General features: G+C 56.6%; 9 protein-coding genes. 7 read left to right on the top strand and 2 right to left on the bottom strand.

The features are described 5' to 3' along the window. Positions 1 to 224 precede the first annotated feature (224 nt). The gene (locus NH344_RS14800) at positions 225 to 1,037 is read right to left on the bottom strand and encodes an outer membrane protein assembly factor BamD (RefSeq protein WP_044630351.1); all 813 of its coding nucleotides are present in this window, start codon (positions 1,035 to 1,037) and stop codon (positions 225 to 227) included. A gap of 181 nt (positions 1,038 to 1,218) precedes the next feature. On the opposite strand from NH344_RS14800, the gene rluD reads away from it, so the two are divergent. The 5 genes from rluD (at position 1,219) to ilvN (ending at position 8,312) form a co-directional block, all read left to right on the top strand. Then, complete coding sequence (gene rluD / locus NH344_RS14795; RefSeq protein ID WP_044630352.1) at positions 1,219 to 2,178, top strand: 23S rRNA pseudouridine(1911/1915/1917) synthase RluD; 960 nt, start codon at positions 1,219 to 1,221, stop codon at positions 2,176 to 2,178. After that, the gene (gene pgeF / locus NH344_RS14790) at positions 2,175 to 2,930 is read left to right on the top strand and encodes a peptidoglycan editing factor PgeF (protein ID WP_044630353.1); all 756 of its coding nucleotides are present in this window, start codon (positions 2,175 to 2,177) and stop codon (positions 2,928 to 2,930) included. The genes rluD and pgeF overlap by 4 nt, the downstream gene beginning before the upstream one ends. A 127-nt stretch (positions 2,931 to 3,057) precedes the next feature. Then, on the top strand, positions 3,058 to 5,637 hold the full coding sequence (gene clpB, locus NH344_RS14785; RefSeq protein ID WP_044630354.1) for an ATP-dependent chaperone ClpB: 2,580 nt from the start codon (positions 3,058 to 3,060) through the stop codon (positions 5,635 to 5,637). Between the two features lie 459 nt (positions 5,638 to 6,096). Next, complete coding sequence (locus NH344_RS14780) at positions 6,097 to 7,821, top strand: acetolactate synthase 3 large subunit (RefSeq protein ID WP_044630355.1); 1,725 nt, start codon at positions 6,097 to 6,099, stop codon at positions 7,819 to 7,821. Continuing rightward, on the top strand, positions 7,821 to 8,312 hold the full coding sequence (gene ilvN / locus NH344_RS14775) for an acetolactate synthase small subunit (RefSeq protein ID WP_078090039.1): 492 nt from the start codon (positions 7,821 to 7,823) through the stop codon (positions 8,310 to 8,312). The genes NH344_RS14780 and ilvN overlap by 1 nt, the downstream gene beginning before the upstream one ends. 93 nt (positions 8,313 to 8,405) lie before the next feature. Here ilvN and ilvY read toward each other — a convergent pair whose 3' ends face one another. Further along, positions 8,406 to 9,293, bottom strand: a complete 888-nt coding sequence (gene ilvY / locus NH344_RS14770; RefSeq protein ID WP_253028072.1) for an HTH-type transcriptional activator IlvY — start codon at positions 9,291 to 9,293, stop codon at positions 8,406 to 8,408. 193 nt (positions 9,294 to 9,486) lie between these two features. On the opposite strand from ilvY, the gene ilvC reads away from it, so the two are divergent. Both ilvC and pssA read left to right on the top strand, forming a co-directional pair. After that, positions 9,487 to 10,503, top strand: a complete 1,017-nt coding sequence (gene ilvC, locus NH344_RS14765; protein WP_062362822.1) for a ketol-acid reductoisomerase — start codon at positions 9,487 to 9,489, stop codon at positions 10,501 to 10,503. 146 nt (positions 10,504 to 10,649) lie between these two features. Further along, positions 10,650 to 11,537: a CDP-diacylglycerol--serine O-phosphatidyltransferase gene (gene pssA / locus NH344_RS14760; RefSeq protein WP_253028071.1), complete on the top strand. Its 888-nt coding sequence runs from the start codon at positions 10,650 to 10,652 to the stop codon at positions 11,535 to 11,537. Positions 11,538 to 12,051: the final 514 nt, after the last annotated feature.

The raw sequence follows: 12,051 nt of genomic DNA, 5'->3' as shown, positions 1-12,051 counted from the left end.
GCTTAAGGCAGTACCGGAGGAGGGGCCAAGCTTTTCCAATCACGGTGCTTTCGGTTAGCTCAAGCTTCAGCTTGTGGGGCGAGGCACCGCTTAGGATTTGATAAGTTATTGTTAAGTAAGTTTTATTAGGCATGAGCGCAATAAAACCACGCCGAAGCGTGGTTTTATTGATGCATGGGGTGTACAGCTTAAACGTGGCGGCCGCTAGTGGCCTGATTCAACGCTTAATCGCTGTTGCCATGTTTGGGCGTAAAGCGGCCGTTTTGAAGCTGCTCGTGATCCGGCGCGTTTTCGCGCAATACAGTGAGCACCTCGCGGGCGCGGTCGTCCATGCCTAAGCCTTGATAGCCCTCCACCATCGTGGCTAGCGCATCACGGGTGGCGCTGGACTCTGGGTAATTTTCGATGACCCAGCGGCCCCGCTCAACGGCGGCCAAGAAAGCACCGCGGCGCAGGTAGTAGTCAGCCACGTGTAGCTCGTGACGGGCTAATAGCTCACGCAGATAGACAATGCGCTGCTGGGCATCCGGCGCGTACTGGCTCTGCGGGAAGCGCTGAATCAGTTCGCGGAAATCGTTGTAGGCATCCCGCGAGGCGCCCAGGTCGCGCTTGGAAATGTCGATCAAGCGCAGGCGCTCTAGGCTAAAACGGCCTGCCTGCCAAGCGGACAGCCCGCGCAGGTAGTAGGCGTAGTCCACCTGGGGGTGGTCTGGGTGCAGGCGGATAAAGCGGCTAGCGGCAGCGCGCGCCTCTTCCCAGTTGCTGTTTTCGTAATAGGCGTAAATCAGCTCAAGCTGGGCCTGTTCGGCGTGGGGGCCAAACGGATAGCGAGTATCCAGGGCTTCAAGGCGCTCGATAGCAATCGGGAAGCGGTTGCTATCGAGTGCGGTGCGTGCCAGCTCATACAGCTCGCGCTCTTGTACCCCCGCAAACTCATCTTCCTCTTCCGGGGTCGTGTCGTTGCTAGCGCAGCCCGCCAGGAGGGCAAGGCTCAAGGCTAGGGCGCCAAAGCGGTTGGCAGCGGAAAAAACGCGCATCATCATCCTCGTTGCAAACAAGCCTCAATCACCGAAAAGCGACGATGGCCATAAGTAGAAATGGTAGAATAGGTCGCAGTTAGCCCACTATAAAACACCTAGACGCAAAACGCAGGCTTAGCGACACGTTAAGCGTATTATGTGACGCAGTTGGGCGGTTAGCGTCTTAGAGAGGTCATTCATGTCTCGTATTGTTGAAGCCACGCAGCGGGTGCCCGCATCATTAGCTGGTGCACGTTTGGACCAAGCGGCGGCGGAGTTGTTCAGCGATTACTCCCGCGAGCGCTTGAAAGCGTGGATCAACGCCGGTGAGCTCACCGTCGATGGTGCCAAGGTCAAGCCGAAAGCCAAACTGCACGGCCATGAAGTGCTGACGCTCAACGCGACCATCGAAGAGGACACGCGTTTCGAGCCCCAGGACATTGCGCTGGACATCGTCTACGAAGACGATGACGTCATCGTCATCAACAAGGCAGCGGGCATGGTCGTGCATCCGGCGGCGGGCAACCCGGATGGCACTTTGCTCAATGCGCTACTGCATCATCACCCCACACTGGCGGAGGTGCCGCGCGCGGGGATCGTCCACCGTTTGGATAAAGATACTACCGGGCTGATGATGGTCGCCAAAACCCTGCCAGCCCAAACAGTCCTGGTGGAGCAACTTCAGGCGCGTACCGTTTCGCGTCAATACGATGCGGTGGTGATTGGCAAACCCGTAGCGGGCAGCACCATTGATGCGCCGATTGGTCGGCACCCGAAAGACCGTAAACGCCAAGCGGTCACGGCGTCCGGCAAACCCGCCGTGACGCATTTTCGCGTGGTCGAGCGCTTTCGTGCTCACACCCACGTACGCTGCCAGCTAGAAACCGGTCGCACCCACCAAATCCGCGTGCATATGGCCCACGCCCGCTATCCGCTGATTGGCGACCCGCTCTACAGTGGCCGTGCCAAACTTCCGCCGGGGGCTGCCGGGCCGTTAAAAGAGATTTTGCGCGAGTTTCCTCGCCAAGCGCTGCATGCTCGCAAGCTGAGCTTTGTGCATCCCGTTAGTGGCGAAACCCTCACTTTTCAAGCCGACTTGCCCGATGATCTACTAATGTTATTGGACTACCTGCGCGACGATAGCGAGACCATGCGATGAGCGATGCCATTGACCTGCGCCCGACGCTACTGCTGCCGGACTGGCCGGCGCCCGCCAACGTGCGAGCTTTTGTGACCACGCGTGAAACGGGGCCGAGTCAGAATAATTTTGCGGCGTTCAATCCGGCCGCTCACGTTGGGGACAATGCCGATCATGTTGCACTGTGCCGACGGTTGCTACACAAAGAGATCGGCGATGAACGCCCGCTGCTGTGGCTAAACCAAACCCACGGTGCGCGGGTGCAGCAGGAGTATCAGAGTGACACGCCGGAAGCGGATGCCGCTCTTGCCAGCAGCAGCGAGTACGCTTGTGTCGTTCTCACCGCAGACTGTTTGCCGGTGCTGCTCTGCAACCGACAAGGCACCCAGGTGGCGGTTGCTCATGCGGGTTGGCGTGGCCTAGCCGGTGGCGTGCTGGAAGCTACGGTGGCCGCGATGAACTGCGACCCGGACGACATTCTGGTATGGCTAGGCCCGGCGATTTCTAACGCGCAGTTTGAAGTGGGCCCGGAAGTGTACGGCGCTTTTGTCGCGGTACATCCTGATACCGCCGATGCTTTTGATCACAGCCCTTATCGGCTTGGCCACTATATGGCTGATTTGTATCGGCTAGCGCGCTTTCGCCTAGAGGCATTAGGCATTCACCACATTAGCGGCGGGCACTTCTGTACCGCCTGTGAGTCGCGCTTTTACTCCTACCGCCGTGACAACGGCAATACCGGTCGCATGGCAAGCGTGATCTGGATCAAATAAGGGTCACTTGAAATACGAGGATATGACGCCATTTAACTTGTCAAGCTAATCGACTTTAGCACGTTCAACGACAGGTTATCGGGAAGCGCCGTGGGGCCAAACGCACGGCATCCCCAGGAGGCATACCATGCGATTCGATAAATTCACCGCCAAATTACAGGCCGCCATTGCTGAGGCGCAATCCCTCGCTGTGGGCCAAGGCCACAACCAGTTAGATCCCGCGCATCTGCTGCTGGCGCTGATTGATACCAAAGAAACCGGCATCAAAGCGCTGATCGAGAAAGCCGACGGCAGCAGTTCACGCCTGCGCGACGGTCTGCAGCGCCTAGTGGATGACCTACCCAAAGTCAGCCAATTCGATGGCGAAGTGCAGCCATCGCGTGACTTCGTCAAACTGATCAATCTCACCGACCGCGAAGCGCAAAAGCGCGGCGATCAATTCATCGCCTCCGAGCTGGTGCTGCTGGCGGCGCTGGAGATGAACGGTGCCATCACCAAACTGCTCAAAGAGGCCGGGCTGACGCGCAAAAGTCTCGAGGCGGCCATCGACAGCCTGCGTGGCGGCTCCCGCGTTGATGACCCCAACGCCGAAGATCAGCGTGAAGCGCTGAACAAGTACACGTTGGACCTCACCCAGCGCGCGCTGGACGGCAAGCTCGACCCTGTCATCGGTCGCGATGACGAAATCCGCCGTACGATTCAGGTGTTGCAGCGTCGCACCAAGAACAACCCGGTGCTGATTGGCGAACCTGGTGTAGGTAAAACCGCCATCGTCGAGGGCTTGGCCCAGCGCATCGTCAACGGTGAAGTACCCGAAGGTTTGAAAGAGAAGCGCGTGCTGTCGTTGGATATGGGCGCGCTGCTCGCCGGAGCCAAGTTTCGCGGTGAGTTCGAAGAGCGCCTGAAAGCCGTGCTTAAGGAGCTCTCCCAGGAAGAAGGCCGGGTGATCCTGTTCATCGACGAGCTGCATACCATGGTGGGTGCAGGCAAGGCGGAAGGCGCCATGGACGCTGGCAACATGCTCAAGCCGGCGTTGGCCCGAGGCGAGCTGCACTGTGTCGGGGCCACCACGCTGGATGAGTACCGTCAGTACATCGAAAAAGACGCGGCCCTGGAGCGGCGCTTCCAGAAAGTGCTGGTGGACGAGCCCTCGGAAGCGGATACCGTGGCCATTCTGCGTGGCCTGAAAGAGCGCTATGAGGTGCACCACGGCGTCGATATTACCGACTCTGCGATCATCGCAGCGGCCAAGCTCTCGACGCGCTATATCACCGACCGCCAGTTGCCGGATAAGGCCATCGACCTGATCGATGAAGCCGCCTCGCGGATTCGTATGGAGCTGGACTCCAAGCCTGAAGAGATGGATCGCCTTGATCGTCGTTTGATCCAGCTCAAGATGGAGCGTGAAGCGCTTAAGAAAGAGACCGACGAAGCGACCAAAAAACGCTTGGAAGCGCTCAATCAGCAGATTCACGATTTAGAGCGTGAATACGCTGACCTGGATGAGATCTGGAAGGCGGAAAAAGCCAGCATTCAAGGCGCCGCGCAGTTCAAAGCGGAGCTCGAGCAAGCGCGTATCGACCTTGAGCAGGCGCGTCGTCAGGGTGATTTGGGCCGCATGTCGGAAATCCAGTACGGCAAGATTCCCGAGCTGGAGAAGAAAATCAGCGAGGCGGGTGAGGGTGAAGCGGATACCGCTAGCCACCAACTGCTGCGCTCTAACGTCACGGAGGAGGAGATTGCTGAGGTGGTCTCCCGCTGGACGGGCATCCCAGTGTCCAAAATGCTGGAAGGCGAGCGGGATAAACTGCTGCGTATGGAAGACGCCCTGCACGAGCGTGTCATTGGCCAGCATGAAGCGGTAGAGGCCGTGGCAAACGCGGTACGTCGTTCTCGGGCGGGCCTTGCCGATCCCAACCGTCCTAACGGCTCGTTCCTGTTCCTCGGCCCGACCGGGGTGGGTAAAACCGAGCTGTGCAAGTCGCTGGCCAACTTCCTGTTCGATACGGAAGAAGCCATGGTGCGCATCGATATGTCGGAGTTTATGGAGAAGCACTCCGTGGCTCGCCTGATCGGCGCGCCTCCCGGCTACGTTGGCTATGAAGAGGGTGGCTACTTAACCGAAGCAGTGCGCCGCAAGCCCTACTCGGTGCTGCTGCTGGATGAGGTGGAAAAAGCGCACCCGGATGTGTTCAACATTCTGCTGCAAGTGCTGGAAGATGGCCGCTTAACCGATGGTCAGGGTCGTACCGTCGACTTCCGTAACACCGTGATTGTGATGACCTCTAACATGGGCTCAGACATTATTCAGCGCATGGGCGGGGATGATAACGACTACGAGCTGATGAAAAACGCGGTGATGGAGGTCGTGGGTAACCACTTCCGCCCTGAATTGATCAACCGCATTGATGAAGTGGTCGTGTTCCACGCGCTTGGTCAAGAGCAGATTCAGGCCATTGCTGGTATTCAATTGGAGCGCTTGAAGGCACGGCTTGCGGAACACGACCTGAGCCTGGAGATTAGTGACGATGCCATGGCGCAGCTAGCGGTGGTGGGTTTTGACCCTGTGTTTGGGGCGCGGCCACTCAAGCGGGCCATTCAAAGTCGCATTGAAAACCCGCTGGCTCAAAATCTGCTGGCAGGCAAGTATGCCCCAGGCGATACCATTCACATTAGCGCCAATGAAGGCGAACTAGTGTTTAGTTAATTGCGCAATGAAATAGGGCAAATGCCCCGTCAGCACCGCTGGCGGGGCATTTTTTTGCGCTTACTGCGACCTTTGTTGCGTTTGAAGGGATCGGAGGTTGACAGGCTAAGGGCGCTAATGGAATCTTGTGGGTTCCTGATTTGCGGGCGCGGAACCAACGGGCAACCCCTGATCCCCGCGCGAAGGGTAGGCTCACGCCTCTACCCGCCGAAGGACTTCCGGGCTTAGGCTAACCGCCTGACCTGGCCAACGCCCCGACACGGCAAACCGCCGTGTAAGGGAACCGCTCTTTATGGTTGCCATAAATGAGCATTCCCGATGAGAGTGCAGGCCCTAACCGGGCCATATTGCCAGGGTTTGGCATCAGGTGCCGGCATGGGCCGGCAGCGGCATACCGCCGCACTCGACCCCGCAGGATGTCCTGCGGATCGCACTCGAGACCTCCAGGGGAGAAATACAGTGGAACTGCTTTCCGGCGCAGATATGATCGCCCGCTTCTTGCAAGATGAGGGCGTTGAGTACATTTATGGTTATCCCGGTGGTGCGGCGCTGCATATTTACGATGCGCTGTTCCGCCAAGACAAAGTGAAGCACATCCTCGTGCGGCACGAACAGGCAGCCACTCACGCTGCCGACGGCTATGCCCGCGCCTCCGGCAAGCCCGGCGTGGTGCTGGTGACCTCTGGCCCCGGCGCTACCAACGCGGTGACTGGCATTGCGACCGCCTACATGGACTCCATTCCCATGGTTGTTCTGTGCGGCCAGGTCATGAGCCACTTGATTGGTGACGACGCCTTCCAGGAAACCGATATCGTCGGCGTGACGCGTCCTATCGTGAAGCACAGCTTCTCGATTCGTCACCCGTCTGAAATCCCAGAAGTGCTGAAAAAGGCCTTCTATCTGGCATCGACTGGTCGTCCTGGCCCGGTGGTAGTCGATATCCCCAAGGACATGACCGCGCCCACCGAGCGCTACGAGTACGTGTACCCGAAGAAGGTCAAACTGCGCTCCTACAATCCGGTGACCCGTGGGCATACCGGGCAGATCAAGAAAGCCGTCGAGATGATGCTGAAGGCCAAGCGCCCAGTGTTCTATACCGGTGGCGGTGTGGTAACAGGCAAGGCAAGCGAAGGCTTGACCGACTTGGTGAAGCAGCTTGGCTTCCCGATTACCACCACGCTGATGGGCATTGGCGCGTACCCGCAAAGCGACCGCCAGTGTTTGGGCTGGCTGGGTATGCACGGCTCGTATGAGTCCAATATGGCCATGCACCACGCTGACCTGATCATTGCTATTGGCGCACGTTTCGATGACCGAGTGACTAACAACACGTCGAAGTTCTGCCCAACGGCGAAGATTATTCACGTGGATATCGACCCAAGCTCAGTATCCAAAACCGTGCGTGCAGACGTGCCGATTGTTGGCCCGGCGTCCAGCGTCATCAACGAGATGATTAGCTTGGTGCAGGGGCACTCCATTGCGCATCCAGAAGCACTGGCCGATTGGTGGCAGAAGATCGACGGTTGGCGTGCCGATCGCGAAGGAAAGCTCTACGAGCCTTCCAAGCCCGGCGAAGTGCTGAAGCCGCAAGAAGTGATCGAAGCGCTGTGCCGCGTGACCCGTGGCGAAGCGTACGTCACCACGGACGTGGGTCAGCACCAGATGTTTGCGGCGCAGTACTACAAGTTCGATAAGCCCAACCGCCTGATTACCTCCGGAGGCCTGGGCACCATGGGATTCGGCTTTCCGGCCGCCATGGGCATCAAGCAGAACTTCCCCGAAGACGACGTGGTATGTGTCACCGGCGAGGGTAGCTTCCAGATGATGATGCAGGAGCTCTCTACCTGTAAGCAGTACGGCGTGGGCGTCAAGATCGTCAACCTGAACAACGCTTCGCTCGGCATGGTGCGCCAGTGGCAGGATTTGAACTACAAGTCTCGCCATGCGCACTCTTATATGGAGTCGCTGCCCGACTTCCATATGCTGATTGAAGCATACGGGTTCACCGCGATCACCGTGAAGACGCTAGACGAGTTGGAGCCGGCGCTTGAGCGTGCGTTTGCCAACAAGCATGAGCTGGTCTTCCTGGACGTGAAGGTCGACCCCCATGAACACGTCTATCCGATGCAGGTACCGCTGGGTGCTATGCGTGACATGCTGCTGTCTAAAACGGAGCGTACCTGATGCGTCATATCATCTCGATTCTGATGGAAAACGAACCGGGTGCGCTGTCACGTGTGGTCGGGCTGTTCTCCCAGCGTAACTTCAATATCGAAACGCTGAACGTGGCACCAACGGAAGATCCGTCGCTGTCCCGCTTAACGGTCACTACTATTGGCGACGACCGGGTGATTGAACAGATCACCAAGCACCTCAATAAGCTGATTGATGTGGTCAAGCTGGTGGATCTCACCGAAGGTAACCACATCGAGCGTGAATTGATGCTGGTGAAGGTGAAAGCGCTTGGCGCTGCCCGCGATGAAGTTAAGCGTACGGTGGATATCTTCCGTGCGCAGATCGTCGACGTGACGCCTAGCCTCTACACGGTGCAGATTACCGGCGACGCTTCAAAGCTGGATGCCTTTCTACAGGCCATGGCGCCGGTGGGTATTCTCGAAGTAGCGCGCACCGGGGTATCCGGTATTGCCCGGGGCGATAAAGTACTGTCCTTGTAAAGGTTCGCTTTACAGTGGTACTTGTATTGCTAAAAGCCGCCCATTATTCGTGGGCGGCTTTTTTTGTACTGTGCTTTAGTGATAAATAGTGCGTTAACGTGGATTAACCGCCGCCCAAAACGCATCAATCATCGGGTTTTTTAACCGCCGGTTCAGCACGCAGAGGCCGACATCATAGTGGGGCAGCTCCGGTTTGACGTTAAGTACCTGTACCCGTTCCGCCAGCGGGCTATTATCCAGCACGATCTTGGGGACAACGCCCACACCGAAGCCAAGCCCGACCATACTCACAATCGCTTCGTGCCCGGCTACCTGGGCGTAAATGCGCGGTGCAATACCCATGGCTTTGAACCAGGTGTTGGCGTATTCCCTGGAGAGGCCTGCTTCCGACAAAATCATCGGCACGTGCTGCCACTGCTCTGCGGTGGAGCTTTCTGGTTGAGGCGGCAGCCACGCGTGGGGCTCGGTGGGTGCAATGAACAGCAGTGGCGAGCGGGTCAGCGACTTGAAGGCCAGCGCGCTAGGCGGAATACGCGGGCGAGGAGTAATCGCCATATCGTCTGCGCCTTCCAGCACTCGCGACCTCGCATCGGCGGGGTCACCAGTATGCAGCTTTAGCTCAATGCCGGGGTGGCGTGTACGTACATCGCTGAGTAATTCATACAGAAAGCTGTAGCTCGCCGTGACCGAGCAATAAATGCTGATCTCCCCGCTGAGTTGTGCTGTGGTGGCGGCCAAGGTGCGTTTTTGGGTTTCCCACTGCTCTAGCGTCTCTTTGGCATAGTGTTGGAACGTGATGCCTTGAGGGGTTAGCGTCACGTGGCGGTTATCGCGCTCGAATAGGCGAGTGCCTAGCTCGCTCTCTACCTGTTGAATAGAGCGGCTCAGCGTCGAGGGGCTAATGTGGCAAAGCTCGCTGGCACGGCCAAAATGCAGTGTGTCGGCCAGGGTGACCACGTGTTTGAGTAGACGAAAATCCATAAAGGCTGACGCCCTAAGCGTGATTTCATAATATGAAATAGTATGTTGCAAACATAGCGTTTTACGCAACGGATGCTCTATCGTAGAGTGACCTCAACGCCGAATCCCAGTGCTGCATAAGACGGCACGGGTGGCCATCAACGCTGATCTATACGCTATAAAATTTGATATTACCGACTTCTGGAGTCTCGTCATGCACGTTTATTACGATAAAGATTGCGACCTGTCCCTGATCCAAGCCAAAAAAGTTACTATCGTTGGCTATGGTTCGCAGGGCCATGCGCATGCTAACAACCTGAAAGAGTCTGGCGTTGATGTCACTGTCGCACTGCGCAAAGGCTCCTCTTCTGCAGCGAAAGCAGAGGCGGCTGGTTTAAAAGTGGCGAGCGTGCCGGAAGCGTGCAAAACCGCTGACGTGGTCATGATCTTGGCGCCGGACGAAAACCAAAAAGCCATCTACGAGCAGGAAGTTGAGCCGAACCTGAAAGAGGGCGCGACGCTGGCGTTCGCCCACGGCTTCAACATTCACTACAACCAGATCGAGCCGCGCAAAGACCTCGACGTGATCATGATCGCGCCGAAAGCGCCGGGTCACACCGTTCGCTCTGAGTTCGTAAAAGGCGGCGGTATCCCTGATCTGATCGCTATTCATCAAGATGCGTCTGGTAGTGCTAAAGAGCTGGCGCTCTCCTACGCAGCCGGCGTTGGCGGTGGCCGCAGCGGTATTATCGAAACCACATTCAAAGACGAAACCGAAACGGACCTGTTCGGTGAGCAAGCGGTACTGTGCGGTGGCGCAGTTGAGCTGGTAAAAGCAGGCTTTGAGACGCTGACTGAAGCAGGCTACGCGCCGGAAATGGCTTACTTCGAGTGTCTGCATGAGCTCAAGCTGATCGTCGACCTGATGTACGAAGGCGGCATCGCCAATATGAACTACTCCATCTCCAACAATGCGGAGTACGGCGAGTACGTGACCGGCCCTGAGGTGATCAACGACGAGTCTCGCGCTGCAATGCGCAATGCACTCAAGCGCATCCAGACCGGCGAGTACGCCAAGATGTTCATCCAGGAAGGCAACACTAACTATCCGTCCATGACCGCACGTCGTCGCCTGAATGCCGAGCACGAAATCGAGCAGGTAGGTGCCAAGCTGCGCGGCATGATGCCGTGGATTGCTGCCAACCAGCTAGTCGATAAATCTAAGAACTAATCGATCAACTGAGTTGCTAACGCCCCGAGGCTCTGTCTCGGGGCGTTTTTCGTTGTCTACGGCAATTGGCTGGCTGCCTTGGCATCACCGTGTAGAATGAGAAGAGATCAATTTTCATGTGACTTCACTTCAAATGGATGACACTTATGACCCAGGATGCTCGCGACCAAGAGCACGAAAATACGCAGCCTTCCGATACGTCGGCCAGCGGTGAATCACCCCAGCAAACATCAAGTAGTGATGATGTTGTCGGCAATGAAGACCTAGCTACCGCGTTCTTACGGGAAACCGAGGTCGTTGAAGAGGCCGTGGAGGATGGCAAGAAGATCCGCCGTAAAGGCATCTACCTCTTGCCTAACTTATTCACTACCTCTGCACTCTTCTCTGGTTTCTTTGCGGTTGTGGCTGGGATTAACGGTGAGTTCACATCCGCAGCGGTCGCCATTTTCATTGCTATGGTGCTAGATGGCTTAGATGGCCGAGTTGCCCGGATGACCAATACTCAAAGCGAGTTTGGCGCGGAGTATGACAGTCTTGCCGATATGATCTCGTTTGGCATGGCGCCTGCACTGGTTGCCTTTACCTGGATTTTGCAAGACATCGGTAAAACCGGTTGGGTGGTCGCGTTTCTGTATGTGGCTTGTGCCGCGCTGCGCTTAGCACGCTTTAACGTACAGATTGGTAGTGTCGATAAAAAGTGGTTTATCGGTTTACCCAGCCCGTCTGCAGCGGCGCTGGTTGCTGCCAGCGTATGGACGTTCCATAGTTTTGATGCCGATGCATTTGGTTTCAAGCTGTTGATGCTCGTCGTAGTAGGTGCGGCAGGTATTTTGATGGTCAGTAACATCCGCTACTACAGTTTTAAGGATCTGGACTTCAAAAAGCCCGTACCTTTCGTTGTGCTGTTGGCGGTAGTGCTTGGGTTCGTGATGATCTCCGTCGAGCCTTCGGTCATGCTGCTGCTGCTATTTGCGGCTTACGTCTGTTCAGGCCCTGTTCTGGCCGTTATGCGCAAAGCAAAACCCAAGCGCTGAACTTTTTTGAAACTTTTTCACATTAGCTCTTGCCAACCCGGCCGCGAATCCGTAAAGTACGCATCCGCTGCCGGGGACGACCAGCGTTACCAGCGGTGAATGAGGTTGAAAATCTCTGGTTTGTCAGGAGGTTAGAGTTGTCTTGTTGTTGTTTAGATCGCTCGCTTCACTCGCTGAAAACAGCCCTTGACAAACACCACGGAATGCGTAGAATACGCCTTCCTCGCTGAGGCGACACGGTTCAGGTCATCGAGCCAGCGCAGCGAGCTTAAGAAAGTTGCTCTTTAACAATTTGATCAGGTAATTCATGTGGGCGCTTGCCGATGAGGGTGATAAATCACCAATTATCAAGGCAAGCGCACAAGAAAGATGTTCGCATCTTTCAAGTTCGTTTGAACCTTGAGCCAAGTTTGATCCGCTTTTGTTGCCTTCGGGCAGCGAGTAAGGATCGCATTGATCTTAAACTGAAGAGTTTGATCATGGCTCAGATTGAACGCTGGCGGCAGGCCTAACA

It is taken from the genome of Halomonas sp. Ps84H-12, assembly GCF_024124725.1.
GTDB classification, from domain to species: domain Bacteria; phylum Pseudomonadota; class Gammaproteobacteria; order Pseudomonadales; family Halomonadaceae; genus Vreelandella; species Vreelandella aquamarina.
This window is presented reverse-complemented; position numbering and strand designations above follow the sequence as displayed.

Bases quoted from the DNA above. Each gene is read 5' to 3' on its own strand.
- NH344_RS14800 (WP_044630351.1), bottom strand. From the start codon at position 1,037: ATGCGCGTTTTTTCCGCTGCCAACCGCTTTGGCGCCCTAGCCTTGAGC.
- rluD (WP_044630352.1), top strand. From the start codon at position 1,219: ATGTCTCGTATTGTTGAAGCCACGCAGCGGGTGCCCGCATCATTAGCT.
- ilvY (WP_253028072.1), bottom strand. From the start codon at position 9,293: ATGGATTTTCGTCTACTCAAACACGTGGTCACCCTGGCCGACACACTG.
- pssA (WP_253028071.1), top strand. From the start codon at position 10,650: ATGACCCAGGATGCTCGCGACCAAGAGCACGAAAATACGCAGCCTTCC.
- ilvC (WP_062362822.1), top strand. From the start codon at position 9,487: ATGCACGTTTATTACGATAAAGATTGCGACCTGTCCCTGATCCAAGCC.
- pgeF (WP_044630353.1), top strand. From the start codon at position 2,175: ATGAGCGATGCCATTGACCTGCGCCCGACGCTACTGCTGCCGGACTGG.
- ilvN (WP_078090039.1), top strand. From the start codon at position 7,821: ATGCGTCATATCATCTCGATTCTGATGGAAAACGAACCGGGTGCGCTG.
- clpB (WP_044630354.1), top strand. From the start codon at position 3,058: ATGCGATTCGATAAATTCACCGCCAAATTACAGGCCGCCATTGCTGAG.